Source organism: Peribacillus acanthi (genome assembly GCF_003073175.1).
GTDB classification, from domain to species: Bacteria; Bacillota; Bacilli; order Bacillales; family DSM-1321; genus Bacillus_BN; species Bacillus_BN acanthi.
In genome coordinates this window covers 161418-181526 of record NZ_QBBX01000004.1, presented here as the reverse complement: position 1 = coordinate 181526, position 20109 = coordinate 161418, and the positions used below count along the sequence as shown (strand labels likewise).

Annotated in this window: 20 protein-coding genes and 1 pseudogene; 18 read left to right on the top strand and 3 right to left on the bottom strand. The window is 36.7% G+C overall.

Annotated elements, in window-relative coordinates:
• The 11 genes from mraY to ftsZ all read left to right on the top strand — a co-directional run.
• Nucleotides 1–815 (top strand): phospho-N-acetylmuramoyl-pentapeptide-transferase (gene mraY, locus DBX25_RS05580; protein WP_240620166.1); only part of this gene is annotated, 815 nt, incomplete at its 5' end.
• A complete protein-coding gene (gene murD / locus DBX25_RS05575; protein WP_108669788.1) occupies nucleotides 816–2168 on the top strand; it encodes a UDP-N-acetylmuramoyl-L-alanine--D-glutamate ligase in 1353 nt (450 codons plus the stop codon). It abuts the gene before it with no gap.
• Nucleotides 2169–2409: 241 nt separating this feature from the next.
• On the top strand, nucleotides 2410–3510 hold the full coding sequence (gene spoVE / locus DBX25_RS05570; RefSeq protein WP_108669787.1) for a stage V sporulation protein E: 1101 nt from the start codon (nucleotides 2410–2412) through the stop codon (nucleotides 3508–3510).
• A gap of 434 nt (nucleotides 3511–3944) precedes the next feature.
• A complete protein-coding gene (murG, locus tag DBX25_RS05565) occupies nucleotides 3945–5042 on the top strand; it encodes an undecaprenyldiphospho-muramoylpentapeptide beta-N-acetylglucosaminyltransferase (RefSeq protein WP_108669786.1) in 1098 nt (365 codons plus the stop codon).
• A 66-nt stretch (nucleotides 5043–5108) separates the two neighbouring features.
• On the top strand, nucleotides 5109–6023 hold the full coding sequence (gene murB, locus DBX25_RS05560; RefSeq protein ID WP_108669785.1) for a UDP-N-acetylmuramate dehydrogenase: 915 nt from the start codon (nucleotides 5109–5111) through the stop codon (nucleotides 6021–6023).
• Between the two features lie 134 nt (nucleotides 6024–6157).
• Nucleotides 6158–6997 carry a cell division protein FtsQ/DivIB gene (locus DBX25_RS05555; RefSeq protein WP_108669784.1) on the top strand — a complete coding sequence of 280 codons (840 nt, stop codon included), beginning with the start codon at nucleotides 6158–6160 and terminating at the stop codon, nucleotides 6995–6997.
• A complete protein-coding gene (locus tag DBX25_RS05550) occupies nucleotides 6981–7676 on the top strand; it encodes a DUF881 domain-containing protein (protein ID WP_240620164.1) in 696 nt (231 codons plus the stop codon). The genes DBX25_RS05555 and DBX25_RS05550 overlap by 17 nt, the downstream gene beginning before the upstream one ends.
• 30 nt (nucleotides 7677–7706) lie before the next feature.
• On the top strand, nucleotides 7707–8432 hold the full coding sequence (locus DBX25_RS05545; protein WP_240620163.1) for a DUF881 domain-containing protein: 726 nt from the start codon (nucleotides 7707–7709) through the stop codon (nucleotides 8430–8432).
• The gene (locus DBX25_RS05540; RefSeq protein WP_108669891.1) at nucleotides 8432–8788 is read left to right on the top strand and encodes a small basic family protein; all 357 of its coding nucleotides are present in this window, start codon (nucleotides 8432–8434) and stop codon (nucleotides 8786–8788) included. Before DBX25_RS05545 ends, DBX25_RS05540 begins: the two co-directional genes overlap by 1 nt.
• 200 nt (nucleotides 8789–8988) lie before the next feature.
• On the top strand, nucleotides 8989–10287 hold the full coding sequence (gene ftsA / locus DBX25_RS05535) for a cell division protein FtsA (protein ID WP_108669782.1): 1299 nt from the start codon (nucleotides 8989–8991) through the stop codon (nucleotides 10285–10287).
• Nucleotides 10288–10326: 39 nt separating this feature from the next.
• Nucleotides 10327–11472, top strand: a complete 1146-nt coding sequence (ftsZ, locus tag DBX25_RS05530; RefSeq protein WP_108669781.1) for a cell division protein FtsZ — start codon at nucleotides 10327–10329, stop codon at nucleotides 11470–11472.
• Between the two features lie 188 nt (nucleotides 11473–11660).
• Here the strand turns inward: ftsZ and DBX25_RS05525 are convergent.
• Both DBX25_RS05525 and DBX25_RS05520 read right to left on the bottom strand, forming a co-directional pair.
• Nucleotides 11661–12218 (bottom strand): annotated as a pseudogene (locus DBX25_RS05525) (transposase); the annotation flags it as partial.
• Nucleotides 12219–12563: 345 nt separating this feature from the next.
• Entirely contained in the window at nucleotides 12564–13442 is an 879-nt protein-coding gene (locus tag DBX25_RS05520) for a winged helix-turn-helix domain-containing protein (RefSeq protein ID WP_108669780.1), read from the bottom strand.
• 92 nt (nucleotides 13443–13534) lie between these two features.
• Between DBX25_RS05520 and DBX25_RS05515 the strand changes: the two genes are divergently transcribed.
• On the top strand, nucleotides 13535–14413 hold the full coding sequence (locus DBX25_RS05515) for an alpha/beta hydrolase (RefSeq protein WP_108669779.1): 879 nt from the start codon (nucleotides 13535–13537) through the stop codon (nucleotides 14411–14413).
• A gap of 263 nt (nucleotides 14414–14676) precedes the next feature.
• On the opposite strand, the gene DBX25_RS05510 is transcribed toward DBX25_RS05515, so the two are convergent.
• Nucleotides 14677–15240 carry a GNAT family N-acetyltransferase gene (locus tag DBX25_RS05510; protein ID WP_108669778.1) on the bottom strand — a complete coding sequence of 188 codons (564 nt, stop codon included), beginning with the start codon at nucleotides 15238–15240 and terminating at the stop codon, nucleotides 14677–14679.
• A 250-nt stretch (nucleotides 15241–15490) separates the two neighbouring features.
• On the opposite strand from DBX25_RS05510, the gene spoIIGA reads away from it, so the two are divergent.
• The 6 genes from spoIIGA to DBX25_RS05480 all read left to right on the top strand — a co-directional run bounded on the left by spoIIGA (nucleotide 15491) and on the right by DBX25_RS05480 (nucleotide 20106).
• Nucleotides 15491–16411 carry a sigma-E processing peptidase SpoIIGA gene (gene spoIIGA / locus DBX25_RS05505; RefSeq protein ID WP_157950889.1) on the top strand — a complete coding sequence of 307 codons (921 nt, stop codon included), beginning with the start codon at nucleotides 15491–15493 and terminating at the stop codon, nucleotides 16409–16411.
• Nucleotides 16412–16471: 60 nt separating this feature from the next.
• Nucleotides 16472–17191 (top strand): RNA polymerase sporulation sigma factor SigE, encoded by a 720-nt coding sequence (sigE, locus tag DBX25_RS05500; RefSeq protein ID WP_108669776.1) that lies wholly within the window; start codon nucleotides 16472–16474, stop codon nucleotides 17189–17191.
• A 149-nt stretch (nucleotides 17192–17340) separates the two neighbouring features.
• Nucleotides 17341–18120: an RNA polymerase sporulation sigma factor SigG gene (gene sigG / locus DBX25_RS05495; RefSeq protein ID WP_115509728.1), complete on the top strand. Its 780-nt coding sequence runs from the start codon at nucleotides 17341–17343 to the stop codon at nucleotides 18118–18120.
• A 138-nt stretch (nucleotides 18121–18258) separates the two neighbouring features.
• Nucleotides 18259–18519 (top strand): YlmC/YmxH family sporulation protein, encoded by a 261-nt coding sequence (locus DBX25_RS05490; RefSeq protein WP_108669774.1) that lies wholly within the window; start codon nucleotides 18259–18261, stop codon nucleotides 18517–18519.
• Between the two features lie 76 nt (nucleotides 18520–18595).
• On the top strand, nucleotides 18596–19411 hold the full coding sequence (pgeF, locus tag DBX25_RS05485) for a peptidoglycan editing factor PgeF (protein WP_108669773.1): 816 nt from the start codon (nucleotides 18596–18598) through the stop codon (nucleotides 19409–19411).
• Between the two features lie 5 nt (nucleotides 19412–19416).
• Nucleotides 19417–20106, top strand: a complete 690-nt coding sequence (locus DBX25_RS05480; protein ID WP_108669772.1) for a YggS family pyridoxal phosphate-dependent enzyme — start codon at nucleotides 19417–19419, stop codon at nucleotides 20104–20106.
• Nucleotides 20107–20109: the final 3 nt, after the last annotated feature.

Genomic DNA, 20109 nt, shown 5'->3' with positions numbered 1-20109 from the left:
GTGGGATTGTCATCTTAATTTCGGTGACCATTTCGACCTTAGTCATGATTGGGAAATTCTCCGAGCCGTCCACTAAAATGTACCTATTGTTATTCGTTACATTAGGCTTTGGTTTGTTAGGATTTTTAGATGATTTTATTAAAGTAGTAATGAAGCGTAATTTAGGGTTGACTTCCCTACAAAAACTGATTGGCCAAATAGTTATCGCTATTATTTTTTATTGGATTTATAAGGATACAGAAGGGTTTCTACCACACATCGGGATTCCTGGAACTGATTTAGAATTGAATATTGGATGGCTGTATGTCGTATTCATCATTTTTTGGCAAGTAGGATTTTCCAATGCAGTCAATTTAACCGATGGATTGGATGGTTTAGTTTCAGGTACTGCTGCCATTGCATTTGGCGCATATGCTGTATTAGCTTGGAATCAATCCCAATACGACGTTGCACTATTTTCGGTTGCGGTCGTCGGCGCTGTTTTAGGCTTCTTAGTCTTTAACGCCCATCCAGCAAAGGTCTTCATGGGTGATACTGGTTCTCTTGCATTAGGTGGGGCATTGGCTACCGTCGCATTATTAACCGATTTGGAATTGTTACTTGTAATTATTGGTGGAGTATTCGTTATTGAAACATTGTCAGTTATGTTACAGGTTGCTTCATTTAAAATGACAGGGAAACGAATTTTTAAAATGAGTCCACTGCACCATCACTATGAATTAGTAGGTTGGTCAGAGTGGAGGGTCGTAGTTACATTTTGGACTGTCGGCCTGTTATTTGCTGTATTAGGAATCTATTTAGAGGTGTGGTTATAATTGAAGGAAACTACTAAATTTCTACGAAAAAAAGTATTGGTGCTCGGTCTCGCAAAGAGTGGGGTATCAGCTGCTACTTTGTTGCATAAATTAGGAGCTTTTGTGACGGTAAACGATAAAAAGCCCATTTCGGAAAATCCAGAAGCTCAAGGGTTATTGGAGCAAGGAATCAAAGTGATTTGTGGGGACCACCCAATCGAACTACTAGATGAAGGTTTTCAATTTATCGTCAAAAACCCAGGTATCCCTTATACCAATCCTTTAGTAGAAGGTGCGATAAATAAAGGAATCCCAGTCTATACGGAAGTGGAACTGGCTTATCTTATTAGCGAAGCCCCATTCATAGGGATTACAGGAACGAATGGAAAAACAACAACGACCACTTTAATTCATGAAATGTTGGATAAAGGCGGAAAAAAACCGTTAATCGCTGGAAATATTGGGACTGTTGCGTCAGGTGTAGCAGAAAATGCCGAATTCTCCAATAATATAGTAATTGAACTATCTTCTTTTCAACTAATGGGGATCGAAGAATTCAGACCTTCCATTGCTGTTATCACTAACCTTTATGATGCTCATTTAGATTATCATTCCAGTAAGCAGGAGTATGCGCAAGCAAAAGGGAACATAACGTTGAATCAGACAGAGGATGACTATATTGTCTATAATGCCGACCAAACCGATGTAAGGGAACTAGTTATCCATTCGAAAGCAGAGCATGTACCATTTTCAACAGAAACCATCGTAGGGAACGGTGCTTATGTGCAGGATGGAAATGTGATGTTTCGTGGGGAGAAGATTCTTTCCGTTACGGATATTGCATTGCCTGGGAAACACAACCTAGAGAATATCCTAGCAGCAGTTGCTGTCAGTAAACTAAAAGGTGTTGACAACCATGCAATCTTGGAAGTATTAGAAACCTTCCACGGTGTAAAACATAGACTGCAATATGTAGCAACGATTGCGGACCGTAAGTTCTATAATGATTCAAAAGCAACGAATATATTAGCGGCAACAAAAGCTTTATCTTCATTTGAAGAACCAGTGATTTTGTTGGCGGGTGGTCTTGATCGTGGAAATGAATTTGATGAACTTAAGCCAGCTTTAGCTAATGTAAAAGCAGTAGTGACATTTGGGCAAACGGCTAAAAAAATTGAGCGAGTGGCAAAAGAAGTAGGAATAACTAATATAAAAAATGTCGATAATGTTGAAAAGGCTGTTCCAGTCGCATTCGAACTTTCAGATCCTGGAGATACAATCTTATTATCACCGGCTTGTGCAAGCTGGGATCAGTATAAAACTTTTGAAGTTCGAGGAGACATGTTTATGGAGGCTGTGCATAAACTGAATTAAGAGCTTGTATTCGTCCGGGGCAGCAAACAGTTACTAGAGACTAAATGGAAGCTACGTCTCTTATGCATTCAACTTTGAAGACATCTAAGATAAAGAAGCTGACCCAGCAGTGTTCAGAATTCACAAACCATTTAAGAGACAATCTTTGATGGAATAGGTGTTTCTACATTGTGATGAGTCCGCTTCTTTTTGTTTTTCTTACATAAAACAAGCTCTAATCTAGACTAGAGGTGTAACGGTCGTGCCCTTAAAAAAATCAAATCCAGATTTCATATTAATTATCGTCACTTTATCCTTACTTTCTATTGGGTTAATCATGGTCTATAGCGCCTCTGCAATATGGGCTACCTACAAATTTGACGATTCATTCTTTTTTGCAAAAAGGCAAATTCTGTTTGCAGGTGTCGGTATTTTGGCAATGTTTTTTATCATGAACATTGATTATTGGACGTGGCGAACATGGGCAAAAGTAATTATTATCATTTGTTTTGTATTGCTAGTACTAGTGTTAATTCCGGGTATTGGGGTTTGGAGAAATGGTTCTAGAAGTTGGATTGGAGTGGGAGCTTTTGCAATCCAACCATCTGAGTTTATGAAATTAGCCATGATTGCATTTTTGGCAAAATTCCTATCTGAACGACAAAAGTATATAACATCGTTTAAAAAAGGGTTAGTGCCTTCACTCTCAATAGTTTTTCTAGCTTTTGGGATGATAATGTTACAGCCGGATTTGGGTACAGGAACAGTCATGGTAGGGACTTGTGTGGTCATGATTTTTATTTCTGGTGCCAGAATTAGTCACTTCGTTGGCTTAGGGCTAATTGGTGTTGTAGGTTTTATAGGGCTAATAATATCAGCTCCATATAGGATAAAGCGAATAACATCATTTTTAGATCCGTGGGAAGATCCATTAGGCAGTGGTTTCCAAATGATTCAATCATTATTGGCGATTGGACCTGGAGGATTATTCGGACTAGGATTAGGCCAGAGTAGGCAAAAATTCTTCTACTTGCCGGAACCTCAGACAGATTTCATATTTGCGATATTGTCAGAAGAACTAGGGTTTATTGGAGGATCTTTCGTTATTTTGTTATTTGCATTATTGCTGTGGCGGGGAATTCGCATTGCCCTTGGTGCGCCTGACTTATATGGTAGCTTCTTGGCAGTTGGGATTATTGCGATGGTCGCGATACAAGTTATGATTAATATTGGGGTTGTAACGGGGTTAATACCAGTTACAGGAATAACGTTACCATTTTTAAGCTATGGAGGTTCTTCATTGACGCTTATGCTAATGGCAATAGGGGTTCTATTGAACATAAGTAGGTATGCAAGGTATTAAAGGTTTGAGAAATCTATTCAGCCTCCAATGAGGGTGACTCAAAAGGTTGCTAAAGTCAACTTTTGAGTCACTCTCATTTCTTTTGGCTAGGTAAAATGAGGTAAGCTGTTTACACTAGATTTATTGAATGCTAATAATTGAGGAAGCCAACATCTAGGTCTATGTATCAAAGACCATATTCCCTTGTGTAATACAATTTATTGTTATATCGAAATAATATACCAACTTGTGACTTCTTCATTATTTTTAGTATGATTCTGGTAGTAATTTAAGAATAAAGTGGAATAAAAATGCGGTTTAGAATATAGTAGAAGAGGGAAAAACCTAGATTGCATGGATGTAATAACACATGTTCCAGACGTTATTGTCCTATATTACAGATAAAGAAATTACGTCTCTTAAAGACAGTAGTTTATTATTTCAGGGGTGACAAAATGAGAATCGTAGTTAGTGGTGGTGGAACAGGCGGTCATATATATCCAGCACTTGCATTAATAAGAGAAATTAAGAAAAAACATAAAGACTGTACATTTTTATATATCGGAACGGAAAAAGGTCTTGAAAGTAGCCTTGTTCCTCGGGAAAATATTACCTTTAAGTCGATACATATCACAGGGTTTAAACGAAAGATCTCTTTTGATAATATAAAAACCATTGTTCGTTTTATAAAAGGTGTGGCAGATAGTAAGAAGCTATTAAAGGAATTTAGGGCAGATGTGGTAATAGGGACTGGTGGGTATGTTTGTGGTCCAGTAGTATATGCAGCTGCAAAATTAGGGATTCCTACAATCATACACGAACAAAATAGTGTACCAGGACTTACAAATAAATTTTTAAGCAAATATGCGTCCAAAATTGCCATTTGTTTTGAAGAAGCTAGAAAATATTTCCCTTCAGAAAAGACTGTCTTGACTGGGAACCCACGTGCTTCTGAAGTATTGAATCGTGATGGTAGAAAGGGGATAGAATCTGTAGGCTTAGATCCTAATCGAGCAACAGTCCTTATAGTGGGAGGTAGCCGCGGGGCACGTCCGATAAATGAAGCTGTATTAAAAGTGATGGCCGAATTAGGAGGAAAACCCTATCAAGTCCTGTATATAACAGGAGATATTCATTATGATTCAGTCGCTAAAGAAATTAATTTGATTGGTAATCCTGAAAATGTTGTAATCAAACCATTTGTTCATAATATGCCAGAAGTATTGGCTGGGGTGGATTTAACAGTGGCTCGAGCTGGTGCTACCACGTTGGCTGAATTGACAGCGCTTGGCATCCCAAGTATTTTAGTTCCAAGTCCATATGTAACAAATAACCATCAGGAAAAGAACGCCCGTGCATTATCAGACCACGGAGCTGCGAAATTGGTATTAGAAAAAGATTTAACAGGAAAACAATTGGTTACCACCATTGACTCGATTTTAATGAACCATGAAGAATTAAATCAAATGAAGGAAGCTGCTAAAGCGCAAGGCATTCCGGATGCAGCAGATAGGGTTCATTCTCTAATTAAAGAAATTAGTACTAAGAATTGAATAGGCGCGTTTCGAAAAAGAATGAATATCATATCCTAACTTTCGAAAAGATTAGGGGAGGTTACTATGAAAGAAGCAATTAATGAACTAAAAGCATTAGAAGTAGGTAAGGTGTTAGAAAACGAACCATTAGCAGGTCATACGACAATGAAAATTGGAGGACCAGCAGATTTATTGGTAGAACCGTCCTCTATTGAAAATCTTGAAAAGACAATGAAAATCATAAAAAAATATAATCTTAAGTGGCGAGCAATCGGTCGAGGATCCAATTTGTTAGTATCTGATAACGGCATAGAAGGAGTCGTAATTAAGTTAAGTGCTGGCTTGGATCAGCTTGAAATTAAGGAAAACCAAATCCGTGTAGGCGGAGGATTTTCTTTAGTTAGTCTTGCTACTCAAATAAGTAAAAAAGGTCTTTCAGGTTTAGAATTTGCTGGTGGAATCCCTGGATCTGTAGGTGGAGCAGTTTATATGAATGCAGGGGCACACGGATCTGATATTTCCAAAATCCTAGTAAAAGCTCATATTCTTTTTGAAGACGGTAGTTTCCAATGGCTGTCGAATGAAGAAATGGAATTTTCATATCGTACTTCTGTCCTTCAAAGAAAGCGTCCAGGGGTTGTTCTTGAAGCTGTTTTTGAACTTCAACCAGGAAACCGAGAAGAAATCGTAGCTAAAATACAGGCAAATAAAGCGTATCGTAAAGATACACAACCTTATAATTTCCCATGTGCTGGAAGTATTTTCCGTAACCCTCTACCCCAATATGCAGGAAGACTTGTTGAAGATGCTGGCTTGAAAGGACATAGAATTGGTGGAGCGATGATTTCTGACATGCATGGAAACTTCATCGTAAATGCTGGTGGTGCAACAGCTGAAGATGTATTAGCTTTAATTCAGCATGTTAAAGATGTTATCATGGATAAATATGGTATTGAAATGGAAACGGAAGTAGAAATTATAGGGCGTCCATCTAATTAATGACCAAGAAAATTTGGAATTGTGTTACAATATATTAACCTAGAACTACGAAATACCTAGGTTTCTTCCAAAATAAAGCCTAGAAATAGGCTTTATTTTTTAAAAAAGCAGGAATCATTAAAGAGGTGTCAAGGGTGGAAAGAGGAACAATTGTATCAATAGAAGAACGGATTCCTAAATTGAAGCAAATGCGTAAAAAAAAGGCGAATAGAAGGTTGATTGGATTATTGGCTTTTTTCTTTTTATTGATTATTTGCGTTCTGTACTTTATTTCCCCCTTAAGCCATATCAAGCATATCGTGGTTAAGGGAAACAAGTATATTCAAGATGATAAAATCGTGGAGCTTTCAGGAATAAAAAAGCACGCTAGTATGTGGAAAGTAGATAAAGAAACTAGTGTGGAAAATATGAAAGAGTTCCCAGAAATAAAATCCGCTAAAGTTAAGGTATCCTTACCAAATACAGTAGAAATCACAGTTGAAGAATATAAACGAGTGGCTTACCTAGTAAAGGATTCGAAGTTTTATCCGGTCTTATCTAGTGGAGAGATATTACAAGTATTAAACAATGGTGATATTCCGGTATATGCTCCGGTATTAATTGGTTTTGCAAAAGGTAAGGAATTAAATCAAATTATTGAAGAATTGGACAAGCTGCCAGAAGAAATTTCTAATTCTATTTCTGAGATTTATTTTGAACCGAAAGAGACAGATAAATTCCATATTAAAATATATATGAATGACGGATATGAAGTTCTTGCCTCTTCTAGAACCCTGTCTGAAAAATTAGTTCACTACCCATACATAGTCAATCAGTTAGATCCTAATGTAAAAGGTGTTATTGATTTAGAGGTAGGATCGTATTTTAAGGCGTATGGTGTTGAGGAACCTACTCCTTCCAGTGAGGAAAAAACTGATGGGAAAAAAAAGGCGCAAGGGGAGGGTGACGAAGAGACCAATGAAAGTGATGAGTAAGCATGTAATTCTTTCAATCGTCTTCCTTGTCTTAGGCTTTATGATCGCATTTTCATATAAAATGACGAATAAAGATGAATCTCCTAAGAAATTGATAGATAGAAGCTGGGAAAGAGAATATGAGCTTCGTCAGCAGTTGATTACCCAGGAAGAAAAGAATAGAAAATTACAAAATGAAATATTAAAAAAACAAGAAAAAATTACTGCAATTGAAAAAGAACTAGCAAAAGAAAAACAAGTATTTTTCAATATGGCAGAGGATACCGAGAAGTATAGGATGTTCCTTGGAAAAGTAAAAGTTCAAGGAAAAGGGGTGGAAGTTGTCCTTTCAGATGGGGAATATGATCCAACAAATGAAAACATTAATAATTACATCGTTCATGAACATCATGTGTTTAATGTAATTAATGAATTATATATCTCCGGAGCTTCTGCAATCGCCATTAACGGACAAAGACTAGATCATAAATCGTATATCGTATGTAATGGTCCTGTCATTACCGTTGATGGAAACCAACATCCTGCGCCTTTCGTTATTACAGCTATCGGTGATCCGGATGTATTAACACAAGCTCTTAACCTAAATGGAGGAGTTAAGGATCAGCTACTAAATGATAATATTATTTTTTCTATGGAAAAAATAGATAAAATTGTACTTGAACCTATAATTGGTAGTTAAAATTGTTTTAGATAAAAGGCTGGTGTGGTTGTGACTAGAAAAAATAAAATTGGATTTACGGCAGTCACCATCATTATTGGGTTTATGCTAGCCATTCAATTTGAAACCATCAATGAAGAACCAATCATTCGTGATACACGCGATACGTGGGAATTAAGATCGGATTTGCTAAAAGAACAACAGCTTCAATCCAACCTAATTAAGGAAGCAAGGAACCTTGACGAAAAGTTGGCTAGCTACGAAACAGAGAGATTGCAAAGCAAGGAACAGATTTTACGTGATACATTGCAAGAGTTAAAAAAGGAAGTCGGACTAACAAGTGTCGAGGGTAAAGGAATTATTATTACCATTGAGCCTATTGCAGAAGAGCTATCCTTTGATACGAATGGCACCAATATTTCTTCAGATATGTTAAAACGTCTCATCAATGAATTGAATATGCATGGTGCTGTTAATATCTCCTTGAATGGACAAAGAATGATTAATACAACGGTCATACGTGATATAAATGGGGTTACAAAGGTAGATGGGTATCCGCTAAACAAATTTCCAATTGAAATTAGGGTTTTGAGTGATCAACCGGGAAAATTGTATGACAGAATGAAAGTTTCACAAGTTGTAGAAGATTTTTTTATAGATAATTTGACGGTAACCATATCTACTCCCCAAGAGGATGTGAGAATTCCAGCTTATCAGGATAGCGTTCGAATAAAAAACATGGAGACAGTTACTAAGATAGAAGGAGGGGATTCATGATGTGGCTTCCTATTTTTGGATTGTTAATTGGGGTGTTTTTAGGTCTCATGTCAGATTTTAGTATCCCCACTGAATACAGTAATTATCTCTCGATTGCAGTTCTAGCAGCGCTTGATACGCTATTCGGAGGAATTAGGGCTCATTTGCAAAATATTTATGATGAAAAAGTTTTTGTTTCTGGTTTCTTCTTCAATATAGTATTAGCAGCAAGTTTAGCTTTTCTAGGGGTTCATCTTGGTGTAGACTTGTATTTAGCGGCTGTTTTTGCTTTTGGAGTAAGGCTTTTCCAGAACATTGCGGTGATCCGGAGAATATTGATTTCTAAATGGTCAGATTCTTCAAAACATACCAATTAAATTTTCACATAGTTCTTTCTAAATAGCCTTATATTCTAAAAAAATTTTTACTTGAATAAAAAGGGAAAAAAGGGACTATGACGAATAGTTTTTCTATAGTATTCTTTGTATAACTATACTATTCTTCTAAAACTTATTGGAGAGTTATAATAATAGACTTCTAATTATAAAGATAATTCGATTTGGGGAGGTGCCACGGTATGAACAACAATGAAATTTATGTAAGTCTTGACATCGGTACATCCAATGTAAAAGTCATCATTGGAGAAATGGTCAATGACACTTTAAATATCCTTGGCGTAGGGAATGTAAAATCTGAAGGTCTACGTAAAGGCTCAATAGTAGACATTGATGAAACGGTTCATTCCATTCAAAAGGCTGTTGAACAAGCAGAGCGCATGGTAGGAATGGAAATTAGACGAGTTGTCGTAGGAATAAGTGGCAACCATGTAATGCTGCATCCTTGCCATGGTGTTGTGGCAGTCTCAAGTGAAAATAAGGAAATTAGCGAACAGGACGTTGCCCGAGTAAGGGAAGCTGCAGAACTAATGACAATTCCTGCAGATAGAGAGATTATTGATGTCATCCCGGTATACTATAAAGTGGACGAGTTGGATGAAATCAATGACCCAAGAGGTATGATTGGTGTTAGGCTTGAAATGAGAGGGATTGTACTTACTGGACTTAGAACAATCTTACATAACACCTTGCGTTGTGTAGAAAAAGCAGGGTTAGAAATTGCAGAAATAGCTCTTCAACCTATGGCGGCTGGTTCACTTGTCCTTTCGAAGGACGAGAAAGAACTAGGTGTTGCATTGATTGATATAGGTGGAGGTTCTACTACTCTTGCTCTATTCGAAGGTGGCCATTTAGCTGCAACCTCTGTCATCCCAATAGGTGGAGATACCATTACGAAAGATTTATCCATCGTCTTACGTACTACCATGGAGGATGCAGAAAAAATAAAACTAAAACATGGACATGCTTTCTATGATGAAGCGTCTGAAGACGATGTCTTTAACGTTCCAATCATCGGAAGTGATCAAATGCAGCCATGCAATCAACTGATGCTATCTGAAATCATTGAAGCTAGGATGACAGAGATATTTGATTTAGTTCAAGATGAATTGCTGAAACATGGATATCGTGATTCTGTCCCTGGTGGTTTCGTTCTTACCGGTGGAGTAGTAAAAATGCCCGGAACTCTTGAATTGGCACAATTCATCTTCCAAAATCGAGTTCGTACAGCAGAGCCAAATTACATAGGTGTTAGGGAATCTCAGTACACAACTGCTGTTGGATTAATAAAACACGCGTGTAAAAAAGCTAGATTCCAAGGAATTTCTCTTAGTAACTCCTCGGTTGTTGCTCCTCTGCCTGTGAAAAACGAAAAACATCCTGTCAAACAATCAGAGCAGAATCAAGCTAAAGAAAGAACAGAAAAGAAACCAGGCGAACAAGGAAAACTAAAAAAATTAGTACGATATTTCTTTGAATAACGACCATAAAGGAATTATGTATACACTAGGAGGATTATCATGTTAGAGTTCGATTCTAATTTAGATCAATTAGCTACTATAAAAGTAATCGGTGTTGGCGGTGGAGGAAACAATGCAGTCAACCGAATGATTGAGCACGGAGTTCAAGGTGTAGAATTCATCGCAGTGAATACGGATGCACAAGCATTGAACTTATCCAAAGCAGAAGTAAAAATGCAAATTGGCGGCAAACTTACAAGAGGTCTTGGTGCAGGTGCAAACCCTGAAGTAGGAAAAAAAGCTGCTGAAGAAAGTAAAGAACAAATTGAAGAAGCACTTCGTGGTGCGGATATGGTATTCGTTACAGCTGGTATGGGTGGTGGAACAGGTACTGGTGCAGCTCCTGTTATCGCACAAATCGCAAGAGATCTTGGCGCATTGACTGTAGGTGTAGTTACTCGTCCATTCACTTTCGAAGGAAGAAAACGTGCAACGCAAGCACAAGGCGGAATTTCTTCCATGAAGGAATCAGTAGATACACTGATTGTCATCCCAAATGATCGTCTTTTAGAAATTGTAGACAAAAGCACTCCTATGCTTGAAGCGTTCCGTGAAGCGGATAATGTTCTTCGCCAGGGTGTTCAAGGGATCTCTGATTTAATCGCAGTACCTGGTTTGATTAACCTTGATTTTGCTGACGTTAAGACAATCATGTCAAATAAAGGTTCTGCTTTGATGGGTATTGGTGTAGCTTCCGGTGAAAATCGTGCTGCTGAAGCAGCAAAGAAGGCTATTTCAAGTCCATTACTTGAAACGTCCATTGATGGAGCTCAAGGTGTCTTAATGAACATCACAGGTGGAACAAACTTAAGCCTATTTGAAGTACAAGAAGCTGCTGATATTGTTGCATCTGCTTCTGATCAAGAAGTAAACATGATCTTTGGTTCTGTTATCAATGAATCATTAAAAGATGAAATCATTGTGACTGTAATTGCTACAGGATTCAATGAATCGGAAGCTCCGGCTCGACCAATTCGACCGAGCTTCGGTCAACAACAACAACAGCAACGCACAGTGCAACCTACAACAACTGTAAAACGTGAAGTGAAAAGAGAAGAACCTGTAGAAGTACAACGTGGTGGAAACTCTGCGGATGATACTCTAGACATTCCTACATTCCTTCGTAATAGAAACAGACGCAGATAAAATCAAAGAGGATGACCCATTGGGTAACAGGTTCGGTTTAAAAGTACAAAATTAAAAAACACAATACAATTAGAAGAGGCTGACTCAAAAGGTCGTTGAATGACGATCATTTGAGTCAGTTTTTTGTGTTTCTACGGGATTTTATGTTTGAGGGGTAGAAATGGGGGTAATAAAAGAGGTTTCCCCCTCTATTCTTGTGTTATTTTTTCTCGTTTATTGACCATCAAATCCCACTTTTTGAGGTTGTGGGCAACGCAAATAAGACCCCAATCCGTGGTATTTTTGGATAGGCCTCTTAGTGAGAATCGGTTAAATGTCTGATTGTACTTGATTTGCCCAAACACTGGCTCGACCTCCACTTTTCTCTTTCTATATTTTTGGTCGCCTTCTTCAGATGCCAGTCTTTCACGAACTTCTTTTCGTTGTTTTTGATTCTCTATGGAGACTTGAATGGTTTTTGTGTCTTTGTCTTTCGCACAAGTAGTTTGGAAAGGGCAATTACGACATTTGGTACAGCGATACGTCCGTTTGATAGATTCGTAACCATTTTCAGTCGTCTTCTTACTCTGATATTGGAACGTTAATCTTTTTCCATTTGAACAAATCCACTCATCCAGTTCTTCATCATACTCCATGTTCTCAACTCGTCCGACTTGTTCCTTCCACGCTTTCGTTTTTTCTATATCGAATGTGTTGTATTTAATGAGCGCTTCCACATCTTTATTTTCACAATGAACATAATTTTCTCTTAGTGCTATACTGTTGATACATAAGAAAATCGTTCTTTTCTCTAATTGTGTTGTGGTGACTTAATTATACCAAAGAGAGCGATTTTCTTATTTTTTTTGTAAAAATAACTTTATGGATTGTAGCGGAAGGCGCTTGACTCCTGGGGGATCAGCGTTACAGGCGAGACCCCGCAGGAGCGAAGCGACGAGGAGGCTCGGCGAACGCCCCCCCGGAAAGCAAGCGCCTGTAGCGGAAATCCATTGAACACATTCGAGAACCCAAAAAAAGAGGGTTGCCCCTAAAAGTCATACTTTGGGACAGCCTCTTCTTTTATTGTCGATATTTTTATAAAAAATGTTTTATCACAAATTCAATAATAGGTCAGATAAATCTTTAATTCTACAATGTCTAAAATTATAAAGATAATACTCCTGTCTAGTAGGAGTTAATCTTAATAGACCAGCAGAACGAAGCAGTAGCAAATGATGATGGATATTCCCCTTTGTCATCCCCATTATTTGAACAAGTTCAGTGAATGTTTTGCTTTCTTCTTTTATTCTACTAAGAAGTTGTAATCTTTTATCTTCCGCTAAAGCTTTGGTAATAAGCAATGTCTCATCTCGGACATCCATAAAACAAGGATAAGAAATAACTGCTTTTTCATTAAATATGTCAATTAAAGATAAAGGACGAAAATGCCAAGTAGGGACAAGAACAACTTCGGAGATTTGTAAATTTTTAATATTAAATCCTTTTGATATGGCTTCAATTTCACTAAAAGGATGTTCGTTTAGGGCTGTTAAATCAACACACTTTATATTATGGGTTAAAATTGGAGATATAGTTTCTTCGATATCCATAAAATATTCCTGATACCATTTAGACAAAATCAATAAATGTTTTTTTCTCCTACTATCGAGGTCATTGGGCATTCCTCTTTTTTCGCTGACATAAGGTGCTAATAATTCGAACATTTCCCCTAAAGGCAGTTCAGAAAGCCATAAGTGATATCCATGAAAATTTTTATACGGACAATGTTGAATTAAATGTACTGATAAATCTTCAAAATGTAGATCCTCAAATTCCGTTATTTCATTATGTAATCCAATGGATATTTTATGTTTAGTTTCTTCATACCAGTTTTTTGAAATAGCTAAGTATTTTAGATGTGTTTGTCTCTTGTAAAGTGACAGGCTAAGAAGTACTTCATAAACAATTGAGTCAAGGACCTTAATATGCATAAACCTTCTCCTTAATTATTTTTATTTAGTTTAACATATATTGACTTGTATTTATAGTTCAATTAATATTGAACTATAAAAGGAGGGTAATTATGGAAATTTATCAAACAGAGAAATTAGTTGATATTATTTATGGGCAAACGCCTGAGCGTGAGCTAAAGCTTGATATTATTAAACCAGTAGCGTCAGGAGAATATTTTCCTGCTATTATTTATGTGCACGGAGGAGGGTGGATGTCTGGTGATAAAAGTAAAGTAGGTGGGGAATGGAATGCTTCTTTCGCAAAATATGGGTTTGTTTGTATTAACATAAATTTTCGATTGAGTGGAGAGGCAATTTTTCCAGCTCCATTACTAGATATTAAACAAGCAATTCGTTGGGTAAAATTAAATGCAAAAAACTACAATATTAATGAAAATAAAGTGGGTATTTGGGGACATTCATCAGGAGGGCATTTGGCCACTCTAGCAGCATTAAGTGCAGATCATCCTAAAGTTTCTTCCAAGGAGCAGTTCATATCGGAAAAAGTTTGTGCAGTTGCTACCTTAGCTGGTCCAGTAGATTTACTTAAAATGGGAGGATGGCACAATAATCCTAATTCTCCAGAATCAAAATTTCTAGGTGGAAGTGTTCAAGAGCAAAGTGAAAAGGCAGAATTAGCAAATCCCATCCATTATATAAATGACGATAGCCCACCTGTTCTAATAATTCAGGGCGATTATGATGAAATCTGTCCTGTTCAACAAAGTCAACTTTTACATAAAAAATTGCCGAATTCATCATATATCGAAATTAAAGGTGCAGATCATGATTTTGTGGGTGGTGTCCTAACTTTAGATGATGTATTAAGCATTGTAATGTCTTTTTTTAAGAGAAATCTTAAAACAGGTTTAATTAACGAGGAAGAATTGGCTAAACATCGTGAAGAAGTTAATAAAGTAATGAGTTGGTTTAAAGAAAATAGCAAGTAAAGTTTGGAACACGATTAATAAAGTAACAATTTTTGGTTTTTGTTAATAAAATAAGTTTTTTAAGAAATGTACTTAAACAAAAAGGCTATACTTCAAGAATGTGATATAAAAAAATGCTCAGAGTTTGCCACTGAGCATTTTTAATGCCATTTATTATGTTACTTCAAATGATAATTTTAATGTAAAAATAGGTGCCGATTTATTTTTAGCAACTCAATAGCGAATCTGTTACCCATCTGCCATTATTTTTAATATTTCGTCAATTATTTAGTATACTCTTCCTTAAGAATAGAGCATACAGATGCATCACAAAAACGTCCTTTTTCAAATGCAGCCTTCCTAAGGGTACCCTCATATGTAAATCCAGCCTTCTCTAAACTACCTTTAGAAGCGATATTTTCAGGATCATAATATGCTTCTATCCTGAATAAGTCCATTTCTTCGAAACCAAACTGTAATACAGCTTGTAAGACCTCTGTAATTACTCCCTTACGCCAATATGCTGGTGTAACCTCGTAACCAATTTCTGCTTTAAAATGTTCCTTGGCCCAGTTATGAAATCCACAGCTTCCAATCAGTCTATTGTTCTCTTTAAGTGCAATTCCCCACCTAAATCCTTGATGGACTTCAAAGCGTTTTTCCCAGCGCTTAATAACTTCATGTGCTTGTTCAATATTTGTAAATGAATCTAGATCATAATATTTTGTCACTGCATCATCAGAAAAATACTCGAAGATTTCCTGAGCATCACTCTCCACAATTTTACGAAGTACAAATCTCTCTGTGTTTAAAACGGGAAAGTTATTTTTAGTCAAGTAAGTATCCATAGGTATGTCCTTTCTAGCTTGGTATATCTCTAATAATTCAATAGAAACTCTTAATTTCCTGTTCTTCTAAGAAATTTACAGGTCATGAATGGGAAAATGGATTATGTAAAGCGAAAAAATGTGACAAATAACGTGAAAAAAACTGAAAAATTCTGAGGTAATCATTACAAATAGTGACACACTTCCCGATGGAGGGTGCGCTATACTTTTTTGTAACAGTAGGAGGAGCGAAGGGAGGAAGTTCACTCTATTGTATGTAGATCTAATTTGGACATTGAATGTATTGTTTGATTGTCTTCTTCTCTATTGGACTTCAATCCTGCTTAAAAAGCCTATTAAGAAAACCAGGATTATGATTGGTGGCCTCATAGGGTCTATCATTATCGTATTGATGTTCAGTCCTTATTATGCCTTTGCGAATTCTGTCCTAGTAAAAATACTCTTCTCAATTCTAATGATCCTAGTAACATTTGGCTTTACTAGAATCAAGAATTTTGTGAAACAATTGATGATGTTTTATATGGTTACATTCCTTTCAGGAGGAATTTTGTTAGGAGTCCATTTTTTATTCCAATATGAATTGAATGTTTCTCATGCAGCAATGTTATATGGCCCCAAAACTTTCGGAGACCCAATAAGTTGGATGTTCGTTTGCATAGGATTTCCAATCGGCTGGCATTTCTCCAAAAAGAATTTAGAAAACCTTGAAATGACGTCGATCGTTTATGATCAGATGGTCAAAGTCATAGTCAAAATAAAGGATTTTGAAAGTGAATGGGTGGGGCTTATAGATAGTGGAAATCAACTATATGATCCTATTTCAGGGTCACCGGTAATGATTATATCCATTAGTAACATGGGGGACGATCTCCCACAACCGTTGAAAACCCTTATGGACAGACAAGAAGAAATTCTGACTGAAGGGAAATTCATCGAAACAGATTGGTCAGAAAGAATACGGTTAATTCCTTGCAAAGTGGTTGGGAATGATCATGGTATGCTACTTGGATTGCGTCCTGATTGGATAAAAATCGTAAAGGGTGAACATCAATACAGAGTCCAGAAAGGATTAATATCCTTTACATTACAGGAACTTTCATCTGACCGTTCATATGAAGCGATTGTGCATCCACATATGCTAACCGGAGTATCAGAGAAATCAGCTTCATAAACAAAAAATACTATAGTAATCTATACTCTCTTTTTTTAGAATTAGAAGGAGGAACATACCATGAAAAAAATTATTTTCAAGATAAAGTTTTATTGGAATAAGCTCCTACTCAAGCTGGGTTTAAAGACAGATGAAGTGTTCTATATTGGTGGAAGCGAGGCTCTACCACCTCCATTAAGCAAGGAAGAAGAAGAAATTCTGATCAATAAGCTTCCTAAAGGTGATGAAACAGCAAGAACCATGCTTATTGAACGCAATTTAAGATTAGTAGTTTACATAGCAAGGAAGTTCGAAAATACAGGAATCAACATTGAAGATTTAATCAGTATTGGAACAATCGGACTTATTAAAGCTGTAAATACATTTAATCCAGAAAAGAAAATAAAATTGGCGACATATGCCTCACGTTGTATAGAAAACGAAATATTAATGTATTTAAGAAGAAATAATAAAATTCGTTCAGAAGTGTCCTTCGATGAGCCTTTGAATATTGATTGGGACGGGAACGAGCTTTTATTATCAGATGTTCTAGGAACAGAAGAGGATATCATCACAAAAGACTTAGAGGCAAATGTTGATAAGAAGTTACTGACAAAAGCATTGCATCAGTTAACTGATCGCGAAAAACAAATCATGGAACTTCGTTTCGGGTTGATTGGTGGAGAAGAAAAGACCCAAAAAGATGTTGCAGATATGCTAGGGATTTCCCAATCATATATCTCAAGACTTGAAAAGAGAATCATTAAACGACTTCGTAAAGAATTTAATAAGATGGTGTAAAATATTTTTCTAGGAAAATAATTGATAAATAAGGATTTCTCTTTCTTACATTCACAGGATAGGTGACATGTAATGGAAGGATGTGCATATTTTTCCCTCCGCAGGAGATACTGTATTTTGTACAGCAGCCCTGTAAGGAGGGAATAATTTTGTCTCGTAATAAAGTAGAAATCTGCGGTGTGGATACTTCAAAGCTGCCAGTCCTCAAAAATGAGGAGATGAGAAAGTTATTCAAGGAAATGCAAGAGGGTGACATTTCTGCAAGAGAAAAGCTTGTTAATGGGAATTTAAGACTCGTCTTGAGCGTCATCCAACGCTTTAATAACCGAGGAGAGTTTGTAGATGATCTTTTTCAAGTAGGCTGTATTGGTCTAATGAAAAGTATAGATAATTTTGATCTCAGCCAAAATGTAAAATTTTCTACGTATGCTGTACCGATGATTATTGGAGAAATAAGAAGATATCTACGTGATAATAACCCGATTAGAGTGTCTCGTTCTCTTAGGGATATTGCTTATAAAGCTCTTCAGGTGAAGGAAAAGCTTATGAGCGAAACATCAAGGGAACCAACCGCTGAAGAAATCGCAAAAGTTCTTGAGGTCACTCATGAAGAAATTGTCTTTGCTTTGGATGCAATTCAAGATCCTGTATCATTATTTGAACCTATCTATAATGATGGTGGAGATCCTATTTATGTGATGGATCAACTTAGTGATGAAAAAAATAAAGACAGTTATTGGATTGATGAAATAGCTCTAAAAGAAGGAATGCGTAGATTAAATGAACGTGAGAAGCTAATCATTCGTAAGCGCTTCTTCCAAGGGAAAACACAAATGGAAGTGGCAGATGAAATTGGTATCTCACAGGCACAAGTATCCCGACTTGAAAAAGCAGCAATTAAACAAATGAATAAGAATATACAGCAATAATGAAAATTGGTAAAAGGTCGAATCCAACACGGTTCGGCCTTTTAACGTTTTATTACAATATCCAAGTAGTTAACCGATTCACATGATACACCTATATATTGCATATATTTGATACAAAGATGTGAGGGGTGAAATGAGATGGTAAGAATCTCGGAATTCCAAGTGAAGGATATTGTTAATATAGGGGATGGAAAGAGATTAGGGACCATTGTTGACTTAGATATTGATCCTACCACTGGAAAAATAGAAGCAATAATCGTTTCGGGTTCTGGAAAATTATTAGGTTTATTCTCTAGGGAAGAAGATATAATCATACCCTGGAATAAGATTAAAAAGATTGGGGCCGATGTTGTATTAGTCGAATATACAGGTCATTACACGTCTGTGCCAAATGAATAGGAAATACCCTATTGGTCGAATTGTATTAGGAAAATATGGTACACTGTTGAAAAGTTAAAAGAAAAGGATCGATGGTATGTCAGATATTTTCACTCCAATAAACGAGCGGTTATTAATGATTGATATGTGGGCACGACAAAATGATGGCCTTGTTGCTGGATTCACAACTAAAAATGGTGGAGTAAGTCTTGGTGATTTTTCAACATTAAATACTGGATTTCACGTCAATGATAATAGCCCATTAGTTATTCAAAATAGAGAACTTATCGCAGGGGATTTACAATTTCCTACTTCCACATGGGTAGGGTGTGAACAAACTCATGAAGTGAACATACAAAAAATTGAAAGTTTCCATAAAAATAAAGGTGCGCTTGACTATGAAACTGCATTAAAGGGTATTGATGGGATATACACTAAAGAACCTGGTGTATTATTGACTCTTTGTTATGCAGACTGTGTTCCACTATATTTTATTGCCCCTGAACATAAGATAGTGGGAATCGCTCACGCAGGATGGAAAGGGACTGTTGGGGGAATTGCATCAAACATGGTTGAAAGCTTTATTAAAGAAGGGGTAGACCCTTCAGAGATATCTGTTGTGATTGGGCCATCTATTTGCGGTAATTGTTATGTGGTGGATGACAAAGTCTTACAATTTGTGCAAAATAAAGTGGAAGATATAGTCGAAAAACCATATAATCAAATTAGTGAAGGGCAATATCAGCTTGATTTAAGACTGCTGAATTCTCAAATTTTAAGAAAAGCGAATGTGAGAAACATCGAAGTGACCAGCCTTTGCACTAGCTGCCACGATGACCTCTTTTATTCTCACCGAAGAGATAAGGGGAAAACAGGTAGGTTAATGAGTTTTATTGGCTGGAAGGAGGACTAGTCGTCTTGAAAGTGTCTGACAACCTAGTACATATACAAACAAAAATTGATGAGGTTTGCAAAAAGGTCGGAAGAATACCGAACGATGTAAAAATTATTGCGGTAACTAAGTATGTTTCAATCCAAAGAGCAACGGAAGCTTTTGAGGCTGGAATCACACACCTTGGAGAAAACAGGGACGACGGGTTGCTTTCAAAATATGAGAGCTTAGGCAATAAACCGGTCTGGCATTTTATTGGAACATTACAGACAAGAAAAGTAAAAAATATTATTGATATTGCTGAATACATTCACTCACTTGATCGAATGTCTTTAGCAGATGAAATTCAAAAAAGAGCATCTCGAAAGATGAAATGTCTTATTCAAGTGAATGTGATTGGAGAGGAATCCAAACATGGGTTATCACCTGAAGAAGCATTATTATTTGTACAGGCATTGCGTGAAAAAAATTACGATAAAATTGAGGTTGCTGGATTGATGACGATGGCACCTTTTACCGAAGATGAGACTGTAATTAGGAATTGTTTTAAAGGTTTAAAGGAATTGCAGCAACAAATTCAAGAAATGAATATTCCATGCATGCCATGTAATGAGCTTTCTATGGGAATGTCCAATGATTTTGAAATAGCCATTGAAGAAGGTGCCACGATGGTCCGAATTGGTACATCACTCGTGGGAAATGAATCTAAAATTTAAGGA